The following is a 23,430-nucleotide window of genomic DNA, read 5'->3' as shown; positions in this document are numbered from 1 at the left end:
ACTCAAAAGTGCCCGACCAGAAACTAACTGGCCGGGCACTCTAGCAATTACCTAGGCAGACCTAAACGATGCTCACCGCAGCGAGCAGTATGGACACCACGATTATCGGCACAACAACCGTACACACTGCCACATCCTTGTACGACTGCTTATGCGTCATCCCACACACCAACAGCATCGTCAGCACTGCCCCGTTGTGTGGCAAGGAGTCAAAGGATACCGAGGCCATCGCGGTGATCCGGTGCATGGCTTCCAAAGAAATTCCCTGTTCGGTCGCCATGCGGGCGAGATCGGAGCCGAAGGTCTGCAAGGTCATCGACAACCCGCCCGCAGAAGATCCCGTGATACCTGAAATAACACCAGTGGACACTACCGCCACTACCAGCGCGTTGTCAGAGATCGAGAAGACACCGTTGCGGATCATTGTGAAAGCGGCCAACGAGGCGATCACTGCACCGTAACCCACCTCGCTGGCGGTGGTGAACACCGGGAGGATGGCAGTCTTCGCGCCGTCGGAAAGCGCCTGTACAAATGCACCGAACATGCCCGGTCGCATGGCGAAGATCACCAGGATGGCGGTCGCGAGGGCGACGGTCACCGACCACGTACCGACGACAGAATCCAGGGAGACCTTGCCGAACTTTTCTTCCGCGAGGTAGGAAAAGTCGAGGCGCTTGGAGATTAAATAAATAAACGAGTAGTTCATCACTACCACGACGACAATGGGTAACAGGCCGAGTAACCCGCGTACAGCAGTATTTCCAGCTGTCCGGTGCGCCGGCACTTCGGAGTGTCCGCCTTCCTCTTCCTCCAACGCCGACAGCGCTGCCGTAGCATCGGCGTGTACCCCGTCCAGAGGCATGTAACGCTCCCCGGCGCGATGCAGAGCCCGGACTCGGTACTCGAGCCAAAGCATGCCCAGGACCAGCATCAATGCTGTGCCGGATAGACCGATGAGCGGAGCGGCATAGGAGGTAGTACCAAAATACTTGGTCGGAATCACGTTGTGCACCTGCGGACTGCCAGGCAAAGCGGCGATCGCGAAGGTGATCGTGCCGAACGCAATCGCAGCCGGCATCAGGCGCTTCGGGATTTCCGCTTCTTGGAAAAGAGCTGTGGCAATCGGCACGATCGTGAAGGCGACCACCCATGCGCTGACCCCACCGTAGGTCAGCAGTGCCGTCGCCAACACCGTCGATAAGAGCGCGCGCTTCGGGCCGAAGAGTTTAGAGATCCCCACCGCCAGGTCATGTGCAAGCCCGGAAACCGTCATGAGGCGGCCAAACACCGCTCCGGTTAAGAACAGCGGGAAGAAGTTGGTGATGAACTTCCCCAGCGCGGGCATGAAGATCTGGGTGTAGGTAGCAAGCAGCGGAGCCCCGGAAAGCAAGGTAGCGAGCAACGCAGCGATCGGAGCCGCAATCACCACCGAATGACCGCGGTATGCCAACACAATGAGGACCACGAGGGAAAGGAAAATGCCGATCATGGGAACTACCACGGCAGGAACTCCTTAAGCTTGTAGAGGAAATGAACAATGAGGAGTAATTCAGTTATGGAACAACGGCACTCTTCGACGGTGCGTCGACAAGCGGCAAACCCGCCCAAGGACTCCAAGCAGCGCATCTTGGATTGCTCTCGCACGCTGTTTAGCGAACGCAGTTTCGCACAGGTGTCTCTGAAAGACATCGCGGAGGCGGCGGGGGTGAGCGCGCCGCTGATCATCAAGCATTTTCAGAGTAAGGAGAACCTTTTTGAGCAGACCGTCGACTTCACCGTCAGCGCCCAAAGCCTGTTCAAAGGGCCCTTCGAGCAACTGGGCATAACGGCGGCCACGGAAACGCTTACCGCGCCGACGACCGCGTCTTACTCGATCATCCGCACGATGACGATCACCGATGGCTCCGAACGATCCCTGAACGCAATCGGCGCCCGCATCAAACGTGACATCCTGAACGTGCTTGCGACCCGAATCGAGCAAGAAGCTCCACTGCCCTATCCCGCCCCCGAACTGCGGGCGCAGGCGGCAATGGCGCTGCTCACTGGTCTCTCACTGATGCGCCGCGTGGGAGACACCGAGTTTGAGCACTACAGCCAAGAAGAATTGACCACCTATTACGGTGGCCTAGTCCAGCGCATTATCGACGGCCGTCCCACCCCCGACAACTAACTGGACTAGATCTCCTTAGTTGCTCGCTTCGCGGATGCGCTCGATGACGAAGGAGCAATCCTTATCGCCAAAGCCATCGTCGACGGTCTTTTGGTAGAAGTCGCAGGCTGCTTGGCCAAACTCAGCCTTGGTCCCGGTAGCTTGGAGGGCCTGGGCTGCCAGGTTGAGATCTTTAGACATCAGAGCCGAGGCGAATCCTGGCCGGAAATCGTTGTTCGCCGGGGAGGTCGGCACTGGTCCCGGCACTGGGCAGTTGGAGGTCAGGGCCCAACAGGCACCGGTGGAGTTGGATACCACGTCGAAGAATGCCTGGTGGCTAAGACCTAGCTTCTCGCCGAGTACCAAGGCTTCCGAAACTGCAATCTGCTGTACGCCGAGGATCATGTTGTTGCAGACCTTGGCGGCCTGGCCCGCGCCAACTTCACCGCAGTGGGTAGCGGTCTTGCCCATCGCCTCAAAGAGTGGTTGAGCCGAGGCGAAATCCTCCTCGGCTGCGCCGACCATGAAGGCGAGGGTGCCAGCTTCCGCACCTACCATGCCACCGGACACCGGGGCATCGATGAATCGGTGCCCTCGGCTGCGGAGGAGTTCCGCGATGTCACGGGCCTCCTCTACTGCGATGGTGGACGAGTCGATGAAAAGCTTTTCACCGGAGTCAGTGTCAAGAATTTCCTGTACCACTTGATTGACCAGCCCGCCGTTCGGCAGCATCGTGATCACAATATCTGCGCCCTTGGCCGCTTCGGCTGCAGATTCCCGGACATCAACCCCGTTTTCCGTGGCCCGCTGCTTTGCCTCCGCGACAACGTCGAAACCCTGCACGGTGTGCCCATTCTTGACGAGGTTGTGCGCCATGTGGCCGCCCATGTTGCCGAGGCCAATAAATGCGATCGTGCTCATGTTCGTCTTCTCCTTAGTCCATCTGTGGCATTGCGAAGTCAGCGCCGGTGGCATCACCAGACGGCCAGCGCGAGGTTACGGTCTTGGTCTTGGTGTAGAAGCGGAAGGAATCCGGGCCGTGCTGGTTGAGGTCACCAAAGCCGGAGGCCTTCCAGCCACCGAAGGTGTGGTAGGCGATTGGCACTGGGATTGGCACATTGATGCCCACCATGCCCACCTGGACGCGCTCGGCGAACTCACGCGCTGCACCGCCGTTGCGGGTGAAGATCGCGACACCATTGCCGTACGCATGCTCAGTAGGGAGCTTGATTGCATCTTCGAAAGTCTCGGCGCGCACGATGGTAAGTACTGGGCCGAAGATTTCCTCAGTGTAGATGGACATCTCTGGCGTGACGTGGTCGAAGAGAGTTGGGGCGATGAAGAAGCCGTCCTTCAACGACTCACCGTTAAACTCTTCATCGGTAGCACCTGCGCTACGGCCGTCGATGACCAGCTCCGCACCTGCCTGCTCACCTTCACCGATCAGGCTGTGAATGCGTTCCAGGGCGGACTTTGCGACGACCGGACCGTACGAAGCCTGTGGATCGAGGGAGTGGCCAACCTTGAGCTCTGGAATGCGCTCTTCGAGCTTCTTGCGCAGCTCGTTCGCGGTCTCCTCCCCCACTGGGACTGCGACAGAGATGGCCATGCAGCGCTCGCCTGCCGAGCCATACGCTGCACCGATGAGGGCGTCTACGACCTGATCCATGTCCGCATCGGGGAGGATCAGCGCGTGGTTCTTGGCGCCGCCGAAGCACTGGGCGCGCTTACCGGTGGCCGCACAACGCTCGTAGATGTACTGCGCGATCGGGGTGGAACCCACGAAGCCTACTGCCTGGATGGTGTCAGAGTCGAGAATCGCATCCACCGCGGTCTTGTCGCCATGCACCACGTTGAACACACCTGCAGGTCCGCCAGCTTCGATGAACAGCTCAGCAAGACGTACAGGCACCGATGGGTCACGCTCGGATGGCTTGAGCACGAACGCGTTACCACAGGCCAGCGCAGGGCCAGCCTTCCACAGCGGGATCATCGCCGGGAAGTTGAACGGGGTGATACCGGCGACCACGCCGAGCGGCTGACGCATGGAGTACACATCAATGCCGGTGCCTGCCGAGGTGGTGTATTCACCCTTGAGCAGGTGCGGTGCGCCAAGCGAGAACTCGAGGACGTCGATACCACGGATGATGTCGCCCTTGGCATCCTCAAACGTCTTGCCATGCTCCAAGGAAAGAGTGGTGGCGATGTCGTCGATGTTCTCGTTGATCAACTGAATCCACTTCATGATGACGCGGATGCGCTTCTGCGGGTTGGTCTTGGCCCAGCCGAGCTGCGCCTCAGCAGCATTGGCGATTGCCTCGTCAACTTCCTGCGCGCTCGCTAGCGGAACTGCGCCCTGCACCTTGCCTGTCGACGGGTTCAGCACCTCCGACGTACGCTCGCCACCGGAGATCTTTTGGCCGCCCACGAAATGCGGAACTGTGTAGGTCATTGGGATTCCTTCCACGCTCTTGAATGTGTCTTGGAACACACCATAGTTTGTCCCGGGTCACATTTGGAGCGTTGAATGACGTTTACCCCCAGTGGAGTTTGCGGGGTCCGGGCGCCAACGAGCTCCGGCGCTTGAGCGCGAGCGATTCCGCATTCGCTGTCTGTGATCCAGCGCGCCTGCGGATGGTTGTTCTTCAGGCCACACACCAGGGATTTTGACTTCTCGTTAACTAAGCTTGAGTGGTATGACCAGGTTTTCTGAATGCATCGTGGGCGCCTATGCCGCGATGCCAACGACACAGGCTGAAAGCGAAAAGTTCTATACCGCACTCTCACAATCGGGATTTGTCACCGGCATCGAAGTTCCGTGGCTTGGGACCGCATCTGCGGATGATCCGGACTGGCGTCGGCTCGCTGGGCAACTGTCTGGCCGCTTTCGCGGAGGAGTTGTCACCGCGATCCCCGGCACCATGAAGACGCTGGCGCACAATCCAGATTTCGGAATTGGATCCACCGATTCGGCTGGCCGGGCCGCAGGAATAGCCTTCATCACCCAGGTCTTAAGAAATACGGCCCAGCTCAACGACGTAACTGGTGAAGAGACAATCTCCCGCGTGGCGGTACATTCGGCCCCGAGCCGAACTGCCCGCGTTGATGCCTTGCGCGAATCGCTGGCTGAGCTCGTCCCGGTTGCAGATAGTTACGGTATCGCGCTCATCATCGAGCACTGCGATGCATACGATGGAGTCGGACCTGGGGAAAAGGAATTCCTCACCCTCGATGAGGAAATCACCGCCTGCGCCGACACCAACACCCCGATCACGATCAATTGGGGACGCAGCGTAGTGGAATCCCACGACGTCGACAAGCCGGCAAAGCAGGTAAAACAGCTGAAGGAAGCCGGGCTGCTGGGTGGCATTATGTGCTCCGGTGCCGGGCCGGCGGCCACCCAATACGGCCCCGCCTGGGCAGATGCCCATCTACCACTCAGCACGGATGAGCCCTCAAGCTGGATGACGCCGGACAAAGTAGCCGAATTCTGCGCGGCTACAGCAGGTGCGGCCGTCTATCATGGCATCAAAATCCAAGTACCCAAAGATGCCGACATCGAGACCCGCATCGGAATGTTGCGCTCAGTTTATTCAGCGATGACGAACCCAGTCGAAACTTAGAGCGCTACTCGATTCGCTAGGTGACCTGCCTGAGATGTCCTCGCACGGCGAGAGACCTTTGTTACGCATACGATTCGACAGTGGTCGAACTTTCAGACGTGTCGAGTCTTACTCCCGCAAGCAATTCCCAGCTCGCTCGCATCACCAATGGGTCAGCCTCCCCGTTCAATGCAGCGAGGTGGGCCCGGGAGGTCGCAGGCTTATCGACGTCGAAAGCCTGGCTACTTGTTCCGCCACGAGTCCGCTGCAGCACAACAAGACCGAGTATCCCGGAACTGACAATGCTGACCGGCAACAACAAGATTTGTTCCGCCATCGCTGCGCCTGCGAAACCTGTGATCACCGAGAGCCCAATAAGTCCAACTGCAAGACGGCCTAGGCGCCGGTGGATCGGGTCAAGTTCGATTAGCTCGTCTCGCCGCTGCTGCCTCACGCGCGCCGGAGTTTCACCGAGATCAAGACTGCCTCGACTTAATGCGCCCAGAATGGAGCGTTGCAAAGAAGTAGCGCTCTTGGGCCTAAGACGGGTTACGTACAGCATGTCACCACTGGGCCGAACGAATCCCTGATCCACAAAGTACACAACATCCGCGAGCACCAAACGCTTCGCGTCGCCGGCGAGCGAGGCGATGGCCTCAATATCATCGTCTGGAAAGAGGCGCACTGTATGTTTGGGGCGACGACGCATCGCCACGCTGACGAGCACCAATTGCAGGCACGGGATCACTGAGACCAGCAGCAAACCAAACAAGGTGCTCCCTTTCCCTCTAGTCTTCCAGGACATTGTTGGCATTGCACCAGCATTTCTTACGGAGTTTCAGCACCAAAGCTCTGCAACGCCTCTTGATGAAACCCACGCTATCGGATGCAAGTGTGTGCGCGAGCGCCGGACTCGCAGGGACAGGATGACTTCACATGTGCTAGTCAGTACCCCCAAGGTAGTGCGACTACCTAGAAGATCGAAAAATCGCCGAAATCTAAGCTGCTGCGTAGGAGTACTACTACGGAAGTACGACCTAGCCGGTGTGCAGCCCGAAATAAACTAGCTCCAAATAAACCAGCCCCACTAACCTGCCGCGACACCCCCGAAACCAAGGGTTAAGTATAGAAAAGTGTGTCTCTGATGCGTGTTTTCCGCAGTGTTGTGGGCCTGAAGCCAGTATTTACTGTTGTCTGGCAGCCGAAACCCGCTCGATGTCGTCACTTCGGTGTAGTCGGACTACCGCTATGGGATTATATTCATTAAAAAACGCTGCTCTACGTAGTCGGACTACGCCGAAGCGACGACATAGCACTTATGCAGCAAACCCGCACGGCCGGCGACACGCCGACCTGCCCCACTAACCTGCCGCGACACCACCGAAACCTAGCCACCAAGCCAGCACCCTTAGACACAAGCAAAACCCGCCACCCCAGCGGGGTGACGGGTTTCACAATAGCAAGAGCGATTTACTGCTCGGAGTCGCCAGCCTTCTTGAATGGGAAGCCCAGCTCGCGCAGCAGCGCGCGGCCTTCCTCATTGTTGGTAGCCGTGGTGACCAGGGTGATGTCCATACCACGAGGACGATCGACCTTGTCGACATCGATTTCGTAGAACATGGTCTGCTCGGTCAGGCCGAAGGTGTAGTTGCCGTGTCCGTCGAACTGCTGGTCAGACAGGCCGCGGAAGTCACGAATACGTGGGAGGGCGACAGTCAGGAGACGGTCAAGGAATTCCCACATGCGGTCGCCACGCAGGGTAACGCGAGCGCCGATCGGCATGCCTTCACGGAGCTTGAAGTTTGCGATGGACTTCTTCGCACGACGAAGCTCTGGCTTCTGACCGGTGATCAGGGTGAGGTCTTCGAGTGCGCCGTTGATCAGCTTGGAGTCACGAGCAGCGTCGCCGACGCCCATGTTGACCACGATCTTGGTCAAGCCTGGGATCTGCATAACGTTGTCGTAGGAGAACTCGTCGTTAAGCTTGGTGCGGATCTCTTCGCGGTAACGCGTCTTGAGACGTGGGGTGTAGTTTTCGCTCATTTTAGATGTCCTTCCCGTTCTTACGAGAAATACGGACACGCTTGCCGTTCTCGTCTACGCGGTAGCCAACGCGGGTCGGGTTGCCGTCGGAATCCAAAACCATAACGTTAGAAACGTGGATCGGAGCTTCCTGGGTAACGATTCCGCCGGACTCAGCGCCGCGCTCTGGAGCAGAGTTAGCGACGTGCTTCTTGATGCGGTGCACACCCTCAACGATGACCTTGTTGGTCTTAGGGAAAGCCTGGATGACCTTGCCCTTAGCGCCCTTGTCTGGGCCGGAGATGACGAGAACAGTATCGCCCTTATGAATCTTCATAAGTTAGATCACCTCCGGTGCGAGAGAAACGATCTTCATGAACTTCTTGTCACGAAGCTCACGGGCAACTGGGCCGAAAATACGGGTGCCACGTGGTTCGTTGTCGTTCTTGATGATAACGGCAGCGTTCTCATCAAAAGCGATGTAGGAACCGTCTGCACGACGGGTTTCCTTCTTAGCGCGAACGATGACAGCCTTAACGATGTCACCCTTCTTAACATTGCCACCTGGGGTAGCTTCCTTGACAGTAGCGACGATGACGTCGCCAATGCCAGCAAAGCGTCGAGTAGAGCCACCGAGAACGCGGATGCACAGGATTTCACGTGCACCGGTGTTGTCGGCAACCTTCAGACGCGATTCTTGCTGAATCACTTGGGTCTCCTGACCTGGTTGAATCGTAAAATGTGCGCCGGATTTCCGTCCCGAGCGCACGCGGTCAAACGTGCCCATGAAAACTCATAGACAACCGGTAAAGAATAACACGCCCCCGACCAGCAACAAAATACCTGGCCGGACCCGCTTTTCCGACGCCACCCTGCCCCACTCCCCTAGGCTTGAGGACATGAGCCGGAATATCAGTTATGCATGCGCTTGTGTCGCCCTACTGTGCTCCCTAACGGCATCTTTTCCCTTGCCGTGGAAAACCCGCATGGTGGTCCTCTGGGGCATCGTTGCCATCGTGTCCTTGGCGCTGGCCATCAACGAAATCCGGCTACCAGTCAAAGCTACTCTGCGCTGGCCAGTTGTTACTGGCGCTCTCATCACCGTGGTAGGTGCCGCCAGCTGGGTATTCGTGGGGTTTACTGCAGGCCCCGGAGACCCAGTCATTAATGTCACCGGACTGCTAGCCATGGTGGGAATACCAATCTTTTGCGCGTGTTTGCTGCTCGCTGCGGTTATGGACCGGCTCCCAAAGTCGTTGACTTACTCCTGGGCGCCGATTTTCGCCGTCATCCAAGTTGCTCTATTCGCCCTAAATATGTGGACTCTTAGCCGGGTGAGTCAATGGGATTTGGAAGGGTGGTACATGTGGGGGCCCGAGTTTCTCGGGCTCATGGCAGCGATCGTGCAGTTAGGCGTGGCCTCCACAATGGCTGACACTCTCCCCGGGAAAAGGTGGGCTCAAGCCTCCGGAGGCAGCTTCCTCTTGAGTATTGTCAGCTTTCTAGTAGGGACGGTCTTTTACCTAGTCGGAATCGGGTCGGCAGTGGTCGCGGGATACTTCGATTACCGTCAGTACGTCAAGACCAAGGCTGCCAGGACAGCCCCAATGCTTGAGCCGGACCATGGCCCTGAGTAACTGGTGGTTCATCAGTGCGGCGCGGCGCGCGAGCACCAGCTAGCCAACGACCCACACTCGGTCCACCGTCCCCAGTTCCTCCACTTCGCCTCCGGTGGTGATCATGCGCAATTGCTGGCCGCGTGTCAGGCCCTCCAGCTTGCGCCAAGACCACTCCTTAACATCAAGCTCCCGGCGTTGTTGCACGTAGGCAAATAGTTTCTTGCTGATCAATAGGCGCGTGCCGTCGGAAAGCTCTGCGACAAAGATCCGAAATCCCCGGTCGGCCGTGTCAAGTTTCGTCGGCACTTCCGGGTTGAGAGGGGTGATCGAGCGAACAATGCCATAGGTGTGAGCGGAGCCGGTGGCGTCGATAAGGCGCAACGGCCAGGAGACCTGAGCCGCGCCAACTTCGGACAGCTCCCAAATACTTGGACGGCCGGGGCGGGGGCCGACTTCCCGGAGGATCGCGGTGGAGCCGTGGATGGCGATGTCATGCGAGTCGGTTCGTACCACGCATGGGCCTTCGCATTCAGACACCCGGGCAGGGAACTGTCGGCGCAGTTCGGTGAGTCTGGCTGGGAGCTCCTCTTCACCAAGGTGCTCGTACCCGATGAGCCCAATGAGATCCCCAAGGCAATGATTGGGCAACGCACTCCACAGGCGTTCGATTTCTGCGGTGAGCTGCGGAATACGCGTGGGATCCTTCATAGGAATTCATCATAGATCCCTCGGTCGATCGCGATAGCTGCAACAATGGAGTTCGTGACTTCTTCCTTAGCATCCGTGCACGCCCTGCGCGTGGCCCTAGACAATGCGACCTTTGCAGCGCACGACAACGCCCGCGCGGAGGCACTAGCACTGGCTTCCCAGCTGGAGGATTACATCCTCCCCCGCCTCGAAAATATCGACGCGCCGCTGCTGGCCGTCGTCGGCGGATCTACGGGCAGTGGTAAATCCACCCTGGTCAATGCAATAGTCGGCCAAAAAGTGACCCAGCCGGGCGTCATCCGCCCCACCACCCGACAACCGGTGTTGGTGGCTCATCCCGAGGATTCCGCCTGGTTCAACTCGGATCGGGTGCTACCTGGCCTTGCCCGCGAACAAGGCGAAGCTGGCGCTAACCCGCAAGCGACATCCCTACGCACAGTCGCCTGCGACGCACTCCCACCTGGGCTCGCACTTCTCGACGCCCCCGACTTCGACTCCATCGACGACCGCAACCGGGCCCTAGCCTCGCAGCTCCTTGCGGCAGCTGACCTCTGGGTGTTCGTCACCACCCCGGCGCGCTACGCCGATCAATTGGTGTGGAATTTCCTCAACGACGCAGCCAGCCGGGACATCGAAGTTGTGGTCATCTTGAACCGCGTCGATACGGATGCGATGACCACCGTGCCCGAGGACTTACGCCGCATGATGCGAGAGGCGGGTCTCACTGACGTCAACCTTTTCACTGTGCCAGACGCCGGGCATATCGACGGCCAACTGCCCCAAGACCTCGTCCTCCCCATCCGCGAACACCTGGCGGCATTGGCTGCGGATTCCGCAGCCCGGCGCGCTATGGCTGCCAAGACCGTGCTCGGAGCGCTCGGTAGCGTGCAGACCCGGGTGAACGCCCTCGCGGACGTCCGCGAAGGCGAGGAAGAGTTTGGGCTGCAGCTGTCCACCGCGTTCGACGCGAACTATGACCGGGCTCGCGAGCAGGTCATCGCTGCTACGAGCGATGGAAATCTCTTGCGCAACGAAGTGCTGCAACGCTGGCAGGATTTTGTAGGTACCTCCGATGCCTTTCGAACGGTCGAGAAGTGGTATTCCACGGCGATCGATCGCGTCGGTAGTTTCTTCACCGGCAAGCCGGCCCCAGTGCGAGAGGTCAAAGCCGAAATCGAGACTGGTTTGCACGCCGTTGTGGTCGATTCCGCCCAAACCGCGGCGGCACGGTCCTGGTCCCATCTCGGCTCGATGGCCCCCGACTTAAGGGCAACGCTGAGCCCAGACTTGGCAGCCGCCAGCCCGGAAATCTCCGAAGCTGCCGCACAACTGGTCCGCGAGTGGCAAGCCGAGTTGATGCACACCATCGAAAACAACGCTGCGGACAAGCGTAAACAGGCCAGACTGATGTCTTTGGGGTTCAACGTGGTGACCGTGGCCTTGATGCTGGTGGTTTTTGCGTCCACCGCGGGGCTAACAGGCGGAGAGGTTGCCATTGCTGGTGGCTCCGCAGTAGTTGGCCAAAAAATGCTGGAAACAATCTTCGGCGAGGACGCCGTTCGCCGCATGGCCACCCGTGCCCGCCGAGACCTAGACGAGCGCATTAGCGTCCTCTTCGCTGCGGAACGTGCCCGCTTTGATCAGGTGACACAGCAATTTACGTCAGGCACGGACGCCCAAGAGCTCCGCGCACGCGCAACCTCGGCTGTCACAGACGTCGCTAACCAAACGAAGGGCTAATCCACATGGGAATTTTTCGGTCTGCGGCGTCCCTAAACGACCGTTTGCAAGCGCTTGGCGAGGCCGCCGAAATAGGCGGTAGCCGACTCACCCCCGCCGAACACGCTGCGCTAACCCGCGTTGCTACCGCCGCCCAAGAACGACGCGCACTGTCCGGTGACCACACAGTAGTGGGCTTCTTCGGTGCCACAGGCTCCGGCAAGACCTCCCTGTTCAATGCGGTGGTTGGAGAGAACCTGGGCCAGGCAGCTGCCCGCCGTCCCACCACATCTTCCCCGCTGGCTGCAATTTGGCACCCGGAAGGCTCCGAAGAGCTACTTGATTGGCTTGAGGTAGAAGATCGTCGCACCCGTCCTGGCGATTTCACTAAGAAGGCGGGACCCCTGATCTTGCTGGATCTTCCTGATTTCGATTCCGTCGAGCCGGTCCACCGCGAGATTGCAACCCGATTAGCTGGGCAGGTAGACGTCTTGGTGTGGGTCACGGATCCAGAAAAGTACGCAGATGCCATCATCCACGACGACTTCATCCGCCCCCACGCACTGCACAGCGACATCACCCTCGCGGTCTTAAACAAATCTGACCGGCTCAGTGAGACGGACCGGCAGACCGTGTCCCGTTCTTATGCCCAATTGCTCAGCGACGACGGCCTGCGCAATGTCACCGTCATCTCCACCTCGGCAACTACTGGGTACGGTATCGACGAGCTCCGCACCGCGATCGCCCAGGTATCCGCGGAACACACTGCCCAACAGCGACGCATCGAGGCTGATATCGATGCGGCAACCGCTACCTGGGCCGGCGCCAAGCCACCTAAGTCGGTTCCCAACAGTGCGAAACGAGCCCTCGATGAGGCGCTAACCACCGCCGCTGGTGCTGATGCATTAGCCGACGTCACTGCGGCTGCCTACCGCAAACGGCTTGGGCAGAAGACCGGCTGGGTTCTCACCGCATGGATGCTGCGTTTGCGTCCGGATCCATTACGCCGCCTAGGACTTCGAGAAGAAGCGGATACTTCCGATGTCCACCGTTCTTCCATGCCGACACTCGACGCGGCCAGCAAGGCGGTAGCCAATCGTGGTGTGCGGGAGTACGCCGCTCGTGTCGCCGAGGGTTTGCCGGAGCAATGGCAGCATGCGGTTGGCGATTGCACGGAACAGGTCGTCGAGAAGCTGCCCGAAGAGCTGGACCGCGTGGCCACCCGCACCAAGTTGCCAGCGCAGCCTTCGGGCGTGTGGAACATCTTCACACTCCTGCAATGGCTTGCGTTGTTGGCTGCCCTGGTAGGAGTAGGTTGGTATCTGGCGATCGCGTTCCTACCTGGGATCATTACCCCGCTGCTGGGCGAGACGATCCCAGAAGTAGAAGGCTGGCCTGTGCCTACCCTGCTCATCATGGCGGGTTTGCTGCTGGGAATTGTGCTCGGTCTATTTACGGCAGCATTCGGGTTCGCTATCAGTGCCGTCATCAGGTCACGTACGCGGGCAGCGCTTCGCGACGAAGTGTCGGAGGTATCCGGGACGGTGGTAGAAGACCCGCTGCTGGATATCCGGGACGACTATGCGGATTTCCTCGCCAAGATCTCGTTAGCACGGGGCTAAGCATTTCCGGTCGGGTAGTCTCGAACGGAGAATCACAGTTGATGTCGATGGAGGTATGTGGACGTGGCGAAGCAGCCAAGCAAGGGCGTGGTCGCTTACCGTGAGCTCCGCAAACGGATCGTCTCTGGTGTCCTTCCACCTGGGTCCCGGCTCCAACAATACGATCTTGCCGACGAACTCGAAATGAGCATCACTCCCCTGCGCGAAGCGATCCGCCAGCTGGCCTCCGAAGGCTGGATCCACATGGAAACTCATCGCGACGCCCGCGTTGCAGAAACCTCTGACGACGAAGCCCGTGAGCTCCTCGAGGTGCGATATGCCCTAGAACCGCTCGCCGCCGAACTTGCCGCCATGCGACGCACCGACGCTGATCTCATCGAAATTCGTAGCACGGCAAAAGCGCTTTTGCCCGTCACACTGGATACCAGCGAAGAGGCATTCCATGCCCACCGCGCTTTTCATACCTCGATTTTCAAAGCAGCCCACAACACCGTACTGCTGGGCTCCTTGGAAGACGTATGGGACAAGTCGGATAGATACCGTCGGCTGTCAACAAACTACCCGGCTGACGACGGTGCCCGAGCCGTAGACTTCGCCCAGCATCATCGGCTAGCAAAGCTCATCGAAGAAGGCGACGGACCTGCAGCCGCTGAGCTATCACGCGAGCACATCCGCAACAGCTTAAGCGCTATACGCACCGGTGCCCTCAGTGGGTCGCTAGACAACAACGGCGCCTTCAAATTTGGAGCGCACTAGTGTAGCGAGAATTCGCCACTCAACGGGCAGAACTCGGCAATCCTCGTTAGGCTGTGCTGTGCGCCACCTTTGGTGTCTTTGAAATCGGACCACTGCTTGCCCTTCTTAGAAGCCATATCGTGAAATTCGCACAACGCTTACTTTCCATTAGCGCCGCTGCGCTGGTTGCCCTTGGTGCTTTAGTTGCACCACCAACTGCTCAAATACCTATGTCCTCTAACCTGCCCGCCTTCGGTTTCCTACCAGTTGCGCCTGGTCAGGCTCCTTCGCCAGTTGACCATGATCCGAATTGCCAGGTGGGGTATGAAGATGGACTTTCCCACCAGAGCTCCCAAATTCCACCTCCATTAGACTTCACTCGTTGGGAGTTTACCGGCACGACTAACTTCAACCCCTGCCGCGAACTGAGCTATGCAGAGCTCCGCGAATTAACAAAGGACCCCAACGCGCCGAAGCAGTACCTGCTGCTTCACCCCGGGGAATTTGTGGGCACCACCACTGCCCTGAAGTCTCGTTTCCAGGAAGTACGCGGGGCTACCGACGACCGCGTGACCATCGACTAATTCCATTGGAAAGGCCCAGGCACCGCTTCGGTTTTCGCCTTCCCCGTCACCTACAGTTGGGACGGCTCCAAGGTGGTTAGCGAAAGCTTCATTCCTGTTGCGCTGAGCTCACGATAGGTCACTGCAGCTTTACTCTTACCCCGACCCTGACGAATAACAGACCCTATCGTGCGGGAGCGTCAGGGCACGAGGGCTTCGCGAGTGCTAGTTGGGACTCCAATTTCCAAGCCACAACCCACACTCGGCCAACCAGCCACAGCTCTCGCCACTTAAGCCGCTCATTGGGGCGTCGATAGGCTGCATGCAAAAGGCCCGCCCACCTCATGCGGTGGACGGGCCTTGAAGCTGCTAAAGACTACTTAGCCTTCTCGACGATCTCGACGAGACGGAAGTGCTTGTCCTTAGACAGTGGTCGGGTCTCCTCGATCTTGACGAGGTCGCCGATGCCGGCGATCTCGTTTTCGTCGTGGACCTTAACCTTGGAGTTGGTACGGATGGTCTTGCCGTACTTGGCGTGCTGCTTACGGTCTTCCAACTCGACGACGATGGTCTTGGTCATCTTGTCGGAAACAACGTAGCCGGTGCGCACCTTCTGGGCGCCCTTTGCCTTCTTTGGGGTGTTGTTCACGTTTGCCTCACTCATGATTAAGCCTCAGCTCCCGGGACAACGGACAGGCCCAGCTCGCGCTCACGGATAACCGTGTAGATGCGGGCGATGTCCTGCTTGACCACGCGCAGACGGCGGTTGTTGGTCAGCTGACCGGTAGCCATCTGGAAGCGCAGGTTGAACAGCTCTTCCTTGGCTTCCTTCAGACGGGTGGTCAATTCTTCCTTGTTGAGCTCGCGGAGCTCGTGTGCTGGGATACCAGATGCCATTAGAACTGGTCCTCCTTCTTAACGATGCGGACCTTGCAAGGCAGCTTCTGGCCAGCACGACGAAGAGCTTCCAAAGCGATCTCTTCGTTCGGGTAGCTCATCTCGAAGAGGATACGGCCAGGCTTTACGTTGGCGACCCACTTCTCAACGCCGCCCTTACCGGAACCCATACGTACACCGAGTGCCTTCTGGGTCAACGGACGGTCTGGGAAGATGTTGATCCAAACCTTGCCACCACGCTTGACGTGGCGGTTGATGGCGATACGAGCGGACTCGATCTGACGGTTGGTGATGTAGGCGGGCTCGAGAGCCTGGATGCCGTAGTCACCGAAAGTAACGCGGTTGCCGCCCTTGGATACACCGGTACGGTGTGGACGGTGCTGACGGCGGTACTTGACGCGCTTAGGGATAAGCATTCTTAGCCCTCCTGCTTCTGCTCAGCACGCTGGCGACGCTGGCCGCCACGACGTGGGCGCTCACGACGATCGCCGCGACCGCGACGCTCTGCTGGAGCGTTGAGTTCGGACTCGCGACGGCCACCAACGACGTCACCCTTGTAGATCCACACCTTGACGCCGATGCGGCCGAAGGTGGTGTGAGCTTCGAAGGTGCCGTAGTCGATCTCGGCGCGAAGGGTGTGCAGTGGAACGCGACCCTCGTGGTAGCGCTCGGTGCGAGACATCTCGGCGCCGCCGAGACGACCGGAACATACAACCTTGATGCCCTTAACCTGTGGCTGACGCATAGCGCCTTGGATTGCCTTGCGCATTGCACGACGGAATGCGACACGGTTAACGAGCTGCTCGGCGATGGACTGAGCCACCAGCTGAGCGTTAGCGTCGATGTTCTTAACTTCGAGGATGTTCAGTGCAACCTGCTTGCCGGTCAGCTTCTCCAGCTGGCCACGGATGCGGTCAGCTTCGGAGCCACGACGACCGATCACGATGCCTGGACGGGCGGTGTGAATGTCGACGCGAACGCGGTCGCGGGTGCGCTCAATGACAACGTCGGCAACGCCGGCGCGGTCTAGACCCTTTGCGAGGAACTCGCGGATCTTGATGTCCTCAGCGATGTAGTCAGAGTAAGACTTGTCGGCGTACCAGTGGGACTTCCAATCGGAAGTGATGCCCAAGCGTAGGCCGTGTGGATGGATTTTCTGGCCCACTACTTGGCCCCTTCCTTCTGGCTTTCAACAACCACGGTGATGTGGCTGGTGCGCTTACGGATGATGAATGCACGACCCTGAGCACGTGGCTGGAAACGACGCATGGTTGGTCCCTCGTCAGCGTAAGCCTCGGAGATGACCAGGGTGCGTGGATCCAGGCCGAAGTTGTTCTCAGCGTTAGCTGCTGCAGAAGCAACAACCTTTGCAACTGGCTCAGAAGCAGCCTGTGGGGCGTACTTCAGGATAGCCATAGCCTCGGCCACGGACTTGCCGCGAACGAGATCGACGACACGGCGTGCCTTCATCGGGCTAACCCGGACGAAGCGCGCAGTCGCGCGGGCGGTGGTGATTTGGTCACTCATCGCTTATCGACGTCCCTTCTTGTCTTCCTTGACGTGACCCTTAAAGGTCTTCGTTGGTGCGAATTCGCCGAGCTTGTGGCCCACCATAGAATCGTCAATGAAAACTGGCACATGCTTGCGACCGTCGTGGACGGCGAAGGTGTGACCGATGAAATCAGGGAGAATGGTGGAGCGGCGAGACCAGGTCTTGATGACCTGCTTGGTGCCCTTTTCGTTCTGAGCGTCGACCTTGTTGAGGAGGTGCTCATCGACAAACGGGCCCTTCTTAAGGCTGCGTGGCATTTTCTACCTCCTCTTAGCGCTTCTTGTTCTTGTTGGTGCGGCGGCGACGAACGATCAGACGATCGGACGGACGGTTTGGCTTGCGGGTACGACCCTCTGGCTGACCCCAAGGAGAAACTGGGTGACGACCACCGGAGGTCTTACCTTCACCACCACCGTGTGGGTGGTCAACCGGGTTCATAACAACACCACGGACGGTTGGGCGAACGCCCTTCCAGCGCATACGGCCGGCCTTACCCCAACGGATGTTGATCTGGTCAGCATTGCCGACCTCACCGACGGTAGCGCGGCAGCGGATGTCCACGCGACGGATTTCGGAAGATGGCATACGCAGGATTGCGTACTTGCCTTCCTTACCCAGCAGCTGGATAGAGGTACCAGCGGAACGTGCCATCTTGGCACCGCCGCCTGGCTTGAGCTCTACGCAGTGGATGGTTGCACCAGCAGGGATGTTGCGCAGTGGCAGGTTGTTGCCAACCTTGATGTCGGCGTTTGCGCCGGACTCGAGGATAGCGCCCTGTTGCAGGCCCTTAGGAGCAATGATGTAGCGCTTCTCGCCATCACGGAAGTGAAGGAGAGCAATGTTAGCGGTACGGTTCGGGTCGTACTCAATGTGAGCGACCTTTGCGGTGATACCGTCTTTGTCTGCACGACGGAAGTCGATGACACGGTACTGACGCTTGTGTCCGCCACCCTTGTGACGAGTGGTGATGTGGCCGTGTACGTTACGGCCGCCCGACTTGGACAGTGGGCGCAGCAGAGACTTCTCCGGAGTCGAGCGAGTGATCTCCTCGAACATCGAAACGGAGCTCTGGCGGCGACCCGGGGTTGTCGGCTTGTACTTACGAATAGCCATAGTTTTTCTGGTCCTTAACTTTCCGCCGCTTAGGAGGCGGAACCGCCGAAGATGTCGATTGGATCGCTGCCCTCGCGCAGGGTAACGATGGCGCGCTTGGTGGCCTTACGAACACCGTAACCGGAACGGGTGCGCTTACGCTTGCCCTCGCGGTTGATGGTGTTTACGGAAGCAACCTTGACGCCAAAGATCTGCTCGATAGCAATCTTGATCTCTGTCTTGTTAGAGGAAGGAGCAACGAAGAACGTGTACTGTCCCTGCTCCATCAGGCCGTAAGACTTTTCAGAAACGACCGGTGCGATGATGATGTCGCGTGGATCTGCGATGGTAGCCATTACTTAGCCTCCTCCTTGGCCGCAGCAGTAGCGCGGTCGATGAAGGTGTTCAGAGCCTCAACAGAGAACACAACGTCATCAGCCTTGAGGACGTCGTAGGTGTTCAGCTGGTCAGCTGCCAGGGTGTGTACGCCTGGGAGGTTGTTAACACTCTTCCATGCGGTGATATCTTCACGGCCGAGGACTACGAGCACGCTCTTGCGGGTCGTGAGTCGCTCGATGAATGCGCGTGCAGACTTCGTGGATGGGGTCTGGCCAGCAACGAGTTCAGTCACCACGTGAATACGCTCATTGCGAGCGCGATCAGAAAGCGCACCGTAGAGGGCAGCCTTGATCATCTTCTTAGGGGTGCGCTGCTCGTAGTTACGAGGCTGCGGGCCGTGTGCGATGCCACCACCGGTGAAGTGAGGAGCACGGATCGAGCCCTGACGAGCGCGACCGGTTCCCTTCTGGCGGAATGGCTTCTTGCCGCCACCAGAAACCATGGCACGAGTCTTCGTGGCATGGGTGCCCTGGCGAGCAGCTGCGAGCTGAGCGTTGACGACCTGGTGCATCAAAGCAATAGATGCTTCGCGGTCGAAGATCTCCGCTGGCAACTCAACGGTGCCGGAGGTCTTTCCGTCAGCGGTGTGGACGTCCAACTTTAGATTGGTCATGCGTGTGCACCGCCCTTCACTGCGGTCTTAACGGTTACGAGGCCGCCGCGAACACCAGGGATAGCACCCTTGATGATCAGCAGGTTTGCCTCGGCGTCAATCTTTTGAACCTTGAGGTTCTGGGTGGTGACGCGATCATTACCCATGCGACCAGCCATGCGGGTGCCCTTGAAGACACGGCCTGGGGTTGCACAAGCACCAATGCCACCAACACGACGGTGTGCGGCCTGGTTACCGTGAGCAGCGCCCTGACCTGCGAAGCCGTGGCGCTTCATGCCACCGGCGTAGCCCTTACCCTTGGAAGTACCGGTAACGTCGACGAAGGTAACGCCTTCGAAGATGTCTACGGTGACGTCCTGACCGAGCTCGTAACCGGAAACATCATCCATACGGATTTCGGTTACGTGACGGCGGGGGGTAACACCAGCCTTGTTGAAGTGGCCAGCTGCAGGCTTGTTGGCCTTGCGTGGGTCGATTTCGCCAAAAGCGATTTGGATGGCGTTGTAGCCATCGGTTTCTTCGGTGCGAATCTGGGTTACGACACATGGACCAGCTTCGACGACGGTTACCGGAATTACGCGGTTGTCCTCGTCGAAGATCTGGGTCATGCCGAGCTTGGTGCCCAGAATGCCCTTCACTACGTTTTCACTCATTATTTATTCTCCGCCAAGTAGTCCGTCGATCACTGAATATTCACATCGACGCTGGCCGGAAGGTCGATACGCATGAGCGCATCAACAGTCTTCGGCGTCGGGTCGAGGATGTCGATCAGGCGCTTGTGCGTGCGCATCTCGAAATGCTCACGCGAGTCCTTGTACTTGTGTGGAGAACGAATAACTGCGTATACGTTCTTTTCGGTTGGCAGTGGCACAGGGCCGACAACGCGGGCACCGGTACGGGTGACCGTCTCGACAATCTTCTTCGCGGATGCGTCGATTGCCTCGTGGTCGTAGGCCTTGAGCCTAATGCGGATCTTTTGTCCCGCCACGCTTATCCTCTTCCTCGATGTCCCACATCAGTTACTGAGCGGTGGGAAACGTTTATGTCTCTATAACGTTGTCCGAGCCTGTATGGCTTGGCATTCAACGCCAGTTACCTTGACTTGCCAATCAGATTGACCGATGCACACATTAAGACCTTGGTTCACAAACGAACGCCATTGTTGTAGTGCCGGTCTTGATCAGGGGCTTTATCAAACACCGTGACTTATCACGCCATGTTCTTCGGGCCACAATCAAGTGGGAAGGGAACTTACCTCGCGATAAGCGCTTATCCTTGCCGACTGCCGCTGTTTATTTGCCATGCCTTACCTGCCTCGGTCTCCCAGCTTGCGCTGGAACAACCTTCTCTTCTTACGAAGGGGAAGGAAGATCATGTTTGCATTACCATCTTGTGCATTCTCCACGCTTGAGGGCATGGTTGATTCACCAGTTGTTAACGCAACCTGGATAGTTAACCATGTATCCACTCAAAACACAACCCCTAAATTCTTTTCCGTCGAGGTCACCTTCATCACAGTGGTTTCTGGCCTACGATTGAGGAGGAATGCCTACCGCACTCCGCATCGTCTCGAGGAGCCAGAATGAACGAAATGACCGCGAACTCAGATCATCGCAACCTGGGCAAAACTCATATCGAAGACGCGGTGGTGGCCAAAATTGCCGGTATGGCCACGCGTGAAGTTAGTGGGGTTTATGCTCTCGGCGCTGGTGGCACGCGTATGGTCGGCGCCCTGCGAGATTCGATTCCGGGATCCCGTGTAAATATGCAGCAAGGCGTCAGTGTCGAGGTTGGCGAAAAGGAAGCGGCTGTTGATGTCGTCATCGTCGCCGAGTACGGCGTAGCCATCCACGAACTTGCAGACGCCATCCGCCTCAACATCATTACCGCGATCGAGCGCATGACTGGCCTGACAGTCTCCGAGGTCAACGTCATGGTCCACGATGTCCATCTTGACCTTCCCGAAGAATCTGAACTCGAGCCAGCGTCAACGCGGGTCCACTAATCCAAAATGATTGACGCAGCCACCGCCAACCGCATCGCCGACGCCGTCACTCGAGTTCCCGGCGTCGCCGCCATGTATCGAGGGGCCTACGGCGAGCTGGCACTGCTTTACCCCGGCACACGCGTGTACGGCCTCAAGCTTATCGACGGCACCCTGAACATCCACATTGTGGCGTCCCTCCGGGCTTGTCGGGACACGGACGTCGATAAGCCCGCGCTGGAGACACTGGCCGAGGCAGCAGCCATAGCTGCGACGGAAGTTTCGGGGCTGGATGTTCGGGTCGTGGTTAGTGACATCATCGAATGAGCTGGGAGTAGAGAATGTCTAAAGCTATCGTTATCGGCACCTGTGTGGGGTTTGTGCTGGCTTTTGCCACCATTCTTGGTGGCTTTTCGGGCTTGCTACTTGCAGTGCTATTCGGTGCGCTGGGCGGTCTGGCGGGCGCTCAGTTTGATGGCCGGGTTGATGTGCGTCGAATGTTGGACGCGCTGAGGTTCGGCGGCCGAGGTTAATCAATGGCGTTAACGGTACGGATTTCAGAACGGGCGATCACCAGGATTGTGGCCGCGGCCGTCGCCAGCGTTCCCGGCACGATCAGCCACTCCGCGGGCATTGACCGCTTAACCGGCCGGAAATTCCCTCGTTACGACGTGCAATTGGACGAGCTCCAGGGGACGGTGTCGATCGAGACGTTTATCGCTGTGACGTGGCCAAGCCCCGTGGTGAAGGTAGCTGAAGCGGTACGGGATGCTGTTCGGATGCATGTTGAGACCTTCACGGGATTGACCGTGAGCCAAGTAAATGTAGTGGTCGGTCCTGTGGTCCACACTGGGCTTCGCGTCACCGCTGATCAACTGGCGTTAAGTCCGCCGCCAACAGCATCGATACGCGTGCGCAGCACCCCAGTGACCTCGGTTTCGATGCCAGTAGCGCCTAGGCCACTGCGGCCAATCGTTATTTGGAGGGCCCCACGATGACCTCGCAGAAGTTGAAACAACCCAAAGCCCAGCCGGCTGCCCGCGCGGTGGCACTGCTGTTGGCGGTAGCTCTTTTGGGAGTAGTCGTTGTTGTGGGTCGTGAACTATGGACGATGCGCACCGGCTCCCAACTGCAATCCTGGCTCGAACCCATCTTTGAGACCATCGGGACCGCCCGCTACCAGCCATGGATGTTTCCAGCAGGTTTGTTCGCGATTGCACTCGGACTGTGCTTGATTGTGGTTGCTTTTCTGCCACGTCGCGCCACACATCGCCAACTGCGCTCCTCAGCACGGATTTGGGTGCGACCCGTTGACATCGCTCGCCTGTGCACAGCGCATGCGCAACGGGTGCCGGGCGTCCTTCGGGCCTCCACTTTCGCGACTCCCCGCGCCATCAACATCTCCGTGACCGGAGACCCCAACGATCCCAACCTCCCGGGGCGCGTCGAAGAATCCGTTTACCCCATCCTGCAGCAGCTTATCGACGACCCGAAGATCAACATTCGCGTCCACTCCCGAAACGAGGAGGCTCGATGACAAAGCTGACATCCATCGTCGATCGGTTCTTTGTCTGTGTCGCCGGTCTACTCCTGGTATCGATCGGATTGCTTGCAGTCGGCCTGTTTTACGACTATCCCCTTGCGCAACACCTGGCCGACCTGGCCAGGCTACCGGAATGGCTCGATGTCCCTAATCAGCGTTGGTACTTATCCGCAGTCGTAGGGATCGGGCTATGTGCTCTTGCCTTGTGCGTGGGAATTATCGTTTTGAACCTGAGGCGGCACCATATTCACCGCATCTCAACGTCAGCCACTTCAAACGCTGGCGCAGTGGATATCGATCTCTGGGCTTTGGCCGGCGCAGTAGCGGACTCTTTCGAGGAACTACCCCGGGTTATTCGAGCTTCATCGCTCGTACACACGGATCGAGGTCGGCGAATAATGCAGGTTACCGTTACATCTGAACCGGGAACTTCGTTGTCACAGTTGATTGAGCATGCGGAACAAGCAGAACAGGACGTTCGGACGGCCATCGGTAAATTGGACATCCAAATCTTGTTCAAACTGCATGCAGCACCAGTTGATCGGAGCACGAGCTAGTTTGCTGTAGGCGCGGTCGCTGAATGCCTTAGAGATTGCTCAGCATTACGAAGT

Annotated in this window: 32 protein-coding genes; 13 read left to right on the top strand and 19 right to left on the bottom strand. The window is 58.4% G+C overall.

Going from position 1 to position 23,430, the window contains the following annotated elements; genetic code table 11:
* Nucleotides 1-61: 61 nt before the first annotated feature.
* Nucleotides 62-1,501 carry a GntP family permease gene (locus tag CEPID_RS01975; RefSeq protein WP_047239539.1) on the bottom strand — a complete coding sequence of 480 codons (1,440 nt, stop codon included), beginning with the start codon at nt 1,499-1,501 and terminating at the stop codon, nt 62-64.
* Nucleotides 1,502-1,555: 54 nt separating this feature from the next.
* Between CEPID_RS01975 and CEPID_RS01970 the strand changes: the two genes are divergently transcribed.
* Entirely contained in the window at nt 1,556-2,170 is a 615-nt protein-coding gene (locus CEPID_RS01970; RefSeq protein WP_047239538.1) for a TetR/AcrR family transcriptional regulator, read from the top strand.
* A 15-nt stretch (nt 2,171-2,185) separates the two neighbouring features.
* On the opposite strand, the gene mmsB is transcribed toward CEPID_RS01970, so the two are convergent.
* Both mmsB and CEPID_RS01960 read right to left on the bottom strand, forming a co-directional pair.
* A complete protein-coding gene (gene mmsB, locus CEPID_RS01965; protein ID WP_047239537.1) occupies nt 2,186-3,070 on the bottom strand; it encodes a 3-hydroxyisobutyrate dehydrogenase in 885 nt (294 codons plus the stop codon).
* 13 nt (nt 3,071-3,083) lie between these two features.
* Nucleotides 3,084-4,601, bottom strand: coding sequence for a CoA-acylating methylmalonate-semialdehyde dehydrogenase (locus tag CEPID_RS01960; RefSeq protein ID WP_047239536.1), 1,518 nt, complete (start codon nt 4,599-4,601; stop codon nt 3,084-3,086).
* 244 nt (nt 4,602-4,845) lie between these two features.
* On the opposite strand from CEPID_RS01960, the gene CEPID_RS01955 reads away from it, so the two are divergent.
* The gene (locus CEPID_RS01955; RefSeq protein ID WP_047239535.1) at nt 4,846-5,772 is read left to right on the top strand and encodes a DUF4862 family protein; all 927 of its coding nucleotides are present in this window, start codon (nt 4,846-4,848) and stop codon (nt 5,770-5,772) included.
* A 61-nt stretch (nt 5,773-5,833) separates the two neighbouring features.
* Here the strand turns inward: CEPID_RS01955 and CEPID_RS12360 are convergent, their stop codons facing one another.
* From CEPID_RS12360 to rplN, 4 genes are all read right to left on the bottom strand, one after another.
* On the bottom strand, nt 5,834-6,556 hold the full coding sequence (locus CEPID_RS12360) for a DUF2207 domain-containing protein (RefSeq protein ID WP_144413417.1): 723 nt from the start codon (nt 6,554-6,556) through the stop codon (nt 5,834-5,836).
* Between the two features lie 665 nt (nt 6,557-7,221).
* Nucleotides 7,222-7,794 carry a 50S ribosomal protein L5 gene (gene rplE, locus CEPID_RS01945; protein ID WP_047239533.1) on the bottom strand — a complete coding sequence of 191 codons (573 nt, stop codon included), beginning with the start codon at nt 7,792-7,794 and terminating at the stop codon, nt 7,222-7,224.
* Between the two features lies 1 nt (nt 7,795).
* Nucleotides 7,796-8,110, bottom strand: a complete 315-nt coding sequence (gene rplX, locus CEPID_RS01940) for a 50S ribosomal protein L24 (protein ID WP_047239532.1) — start codon at nt 8,108-8,110, stop codon at nt 7,796-7,798.
* A 3-nt stretch (nt 8,111-8,113) separates the two neighbouring features.
* On the bottom strand, nt 8,114-8,482 hold the full coding sequence (gene rplN, locus CEPID_RS01935) for a 50S ribosomal protein L14 (RefSeq protein WP_047239531.1): 369 nt from the start codon (nt 8,480-8,482) through the stop codon (nt 8,114-8,116).
* A 190-nt stretch (nt 8,483-8,672) separates the two neighbouring features.
* Between rplN and CEPID_RS01930 the strand changes: the two genes are divergently transcribed.
* The gene (locus CEPID_RS01930) at nt 8,673-9,410 is read left to right on the top strand and encodes a hypothetical protein (RefSeq protein WP_144413416.1); all 738 of its coding nucleotides are present in this window, start codon (nt 8,673-8,675) and stop codon (nt 9,408-9,410) included.
* Nucleotides 9,411-9,449: 39 nt separating this feature from the next.
* On the opposite strand, the gene CEPID_RS01925 is transcribed toward CEPID_RS01930, so the two are convergent.
* Nucleotides 9,450-10,100 (bottom strand): hypothetical protein, encoded by a 651-nt coding sequence (locus CEPID_RS01925; protein ID WP_047239529.1) that lies wholly within the window; start codon nt 10,098-10,100, stop codon nt 9,450-9,452.
* 54 nt (nt 10,101-10,154) lie between these two features.
* Here CEPID_RS01925 and CEPID_RS01920 point away from each other — a divergent pair, with 54 nt between their 5' ends.
* The 4 genes from CEPID_RS01920 to CEPID_RS01905 all read left to right on the top strand — a co-directional run bounded on the left by CEPID_RS01920 (nt 10,155) and on the right by CEPID_RS01905 (nt 14,760).
* Nucleotides 10,155-11,840, top strand: coding sequence for an ABC transporter (locus CEPID_RS01920; protein WP_407921604.1), 1,686 nt, complete (start codon nt 10,155-10,157; stop codon nt 11,838-11,840).
* Nucleotides 11,841-11,845: 5 nt separating this feature from the next.
* Nucleotides 11,846-13,441, top strand: a complete 1,596-nt coding sequence (locus CEPID_RS01915; protein WP_047239527.1) for a GTPase family protein — start codon at nt 11,846-11,848, stop codon at nt 13,439-13,441.
* 63 nt (nt 13,442-13,504) lie between these two features.
* Complete coding sequence (locus tag CEPID_RS01910; protein ID WP_236684276.1) at nt 13,505-14,197, top strand: GntR family transcriptional regulator; 693 nt, start codon at nt 13,505-13,507, stop codon at nt 14,195-14,197.
* Nucleotides 14,198-14,316: 119 nt separating this feature from the next.
* A complete protein-coding gene (locus tag CEPID_RS01905; RefSeq protein WP_047239525.1) occupies nt 14,317-14,760 on the top strand; it encodes an LppP/LprE family lipoprotein in 444 nt (147 codons plus the stop codon).
* A gap of 355 nt (nt 14,761-15,115) precedes the next feature.
* Here CEPID_RS01905 and rpsQ read toward each other — a convergent pair whose 3' ends face one another.
* From rpsQ to rpsJ, 11 genes are read right to left on the bottom strand one after another with little or no spacing between them, the layout of a single operon-like run.
* Nucleotides 15,116-15,403 (bottom strand): 30S ribosomal protein S17, encoded by a 288-nt coding sequence (rpsQ, locus tag CEPID_RS01900; protein WP_047239524.1) that lies wholly within the window; start codon nt 15,401-15,403, stop codon nt 15,116-15,118.
* Nucleotides 15,404-15,405: 2 nt separating this feature from the next.
* Nucleotides 15,406-15,636 carry a 50S ribosomal protein L29 gene (rpmC, locus tag CEPID_RS01895; protein WP_047239523.1) on the bottom strand — a complete coding sequence of 77 codons (231 nt, stop codon included), beginning with the start codon at nt 15,634-15,636 and terminating at the stop codon, nt 15,406-15,408.
* Nucleotides 15,636-16,052 (bottom strand): 50S ribosomal protein L16, encoded by a 417-nt coding sequence (gene rplP / locus CEPID_RS01890; RefSeq protein WP_047239522.1) that lies wholly within the window; start codon nt 16,050-16,052, stop codon nt 15,636-15,638. Before rplP ends, rpmC begins: the two co-directional genes overlap by 1 nt.
* A gap of 2 nt (nt 16,053-16,054) precedes the next feature.
* Nucleotides 16,055-16,801 (bottom strand): 30S ribosomal protein S3, encoded by a 747-nt coding sequence (gene rpsC / locus CEPID_RS01885; protein WP_047239521.1) that lies wholly within the window; start codon nt 16,799-16,801, stop codon nt 16,055-16,057.
* Entirely contained in the window at nt 16,801-17,163 is a 363-nt protein-coding gene (gene rplV / locus CEPID_RS01880) for a 50S ribosomal protein L22 (protein ID WP_047239520.1), read from the bottom strand. The genes rpsC and rplV overlap by 1 nt, the downstream gene beginning before the upstream one ends.
* 3 nt (nt 17,164-17,166) lie before the next feature.
* Nucleotides 17,167-17,445: a 30S ribosomal protein S19 gene (gene rpsS / locus CEPID_RS01875; protein ID WP_018023292.1), complete on the bottom strand. Its 279-nt coding sequence runs from the start codon at nt 17,443-17,445 to the stop codon at nt 17,167-17,169.
* A gap of 13 nt (nt 17,446-17,458) precedes the next feature.
* A complete protein-coding gene (gene rplB, locus CEPID_RS01870; RefSeq protein WP_047239519.1) occupies nt 17,459-18,301 on the bottom strand; it encodes a 50S ribosomal protein L2 in 843 nt (280 codons plus the stop codon).
* A 29-nt stretch (nt 18,302-18,330) separates the two neighbouring features.
* The gene (rplW, locus tag CEPID_RS01865; protein WP_047239518.1) at nt 18,331-18,636 is read right to left on the bottom strand and encodes a 50S ribosomal protein L23; all 306 of its coding nucleotides are present in this window, start codon (nt 18,634-18,636) and stop codon (nt 18,331-18,333) included.
* On the bottom strand, nt 18,636-19,292 hold the full coding sequence (gene rplD / locus CEPID_RS01860; protein ID WP_047239517.1) for a 50S ribosomal protein L4: 657 nt from the start codon (nt 19,290-19,292) through the stop codon (nt 18,636-18,638). The genes rplW and rplD overlap by 1 nt, the downstream gene beginning before the upstream one ends.
* Nucleotides 19,289-19,945, bottom strand: coding sequence for a 50S ribosomal protein L3 (rplC, locus tag CEPID_RS01855; RefSeq protein ID WP_047239516.1), 657 nt, complete (start codon nt 19,943-19,945; stop codon nt 19,289-19,291). The genes rplD and rplC overlap by 4 nt, the downstream gene beginning before the upstream one ends.
* Nucleotides 19,946-19,974: 29 nt before the next feature.
* Nucleotides 19,975-20,280 (bottom strand): 30S ribosomal protein S10, encoded by a 306-nt coding sequence (gene rpsJ / locus CEPID_RS01850; protein WP_003848085.1) that lies wholly within the window; start codon nt 20,278-20,280, stop codon nt 19,975-19,977.
* A 594-nt stretch (nt 20,281-20,874) separates the two neighbouring features.
* Here rpsJ and CEPID_RS01845 point away from each other — a divergent pair.
* The 6 genes from CEPID_RS01845 to CEPID_RS01825 are packed head-to-tail and all read left to right on the top strand — an operon-like array spanning nt 20,875 to nt 23,376.
* Nucleotides 20,875-21,297, top strand: coding sequence for an Asp23/Gls24 family envelope stress response protein (locus CEPID_RS01845; RefSeq protein ID WP_047239515.1), 423 nt, complete (start codon nt 20,875-20,877; stop codon nt 21,295-21,297).
* Between the two features lie 6 nt (nt 21,298-21,303).
* Complete coding sequence (locus CEPID_RS01840) at nt 21,304-21,603, top strand: hypothetical protein (RefSeq protein WP_047239514.1); 300 nt, start codon at nt 21,304-21,306, stop codon at nt 21,601-21,603.
* A 14-nt stretch (nt 21,604-21,617) separates the two neighbouring features.
* Nucleotides 21,618-21,809 (top strand): hypothetical protein, encoded by a 192-nt coding sequence (locus tag CEPID_RS01835; RefSeq protein ID WP_047239513.1) that lies wholly within the window; start codon nt 21,618-21,620, stop codon nt 21,807-21,809.
* A gap of 3 nt (nt 21,810-21,812) precedes the next feature.
* The gene (locus CEPID_RS12780) at nt 21,813-22,274 is read left to right on the top strand and encodes an Asp23/Gls24 family envelope stress response protein (RefSeq protein WP_083984330.1); all 462 of its coding nucleotides are present in this window, start codon (nt 21,813-21,815) and stop codon (nt 22,272-22,274) included.
* Nucleotides 22,271-22,813, top strand: coding sequence for a DUF6286 domain-containing protein (locus CEPID_RS01830; RefSeq protein WP_047239512.1), 543 nt, complete (start codon nt 22,271-22,273; stop codon nt 22,811-22,813). The genes CEPID_RS12780 and CEPID_RS01830 overlap by 4 nt, the downstream gene beginning before the upstream one ends.
* Nucleotides 22,810-23,376: an Asp23/Gls24 family envelope stress response protein gene (locus CEPID_RS01825; protein WP_047239511.1), complete on the top strand. Its 567-nt coding sequence runs from the start codon at nt 22,810-22,812 to the stop codon at nt 23,374-23,376. The genes CEPID_RS01830 and CEPID_RS01825 overlap by 4 nt, the downstream gene beginning before the upstream one ends.
* Nucleotides 23,377-23,430 lie beyond the last annotated feature (54 nt).

The organism is Corynebacterium epidermidicanis, from assembly GCF_001021025.1.
Lineage (GTDB): Bacteria > Actinomycetota > Actinomycetes > Mycobacteriales > Mycobacteriaceae > Corynebacterium > Corynebacterium epidermidicanis.
This window is presented reverse-complemented; position numbering and strand designations above follow the sequence as displayed.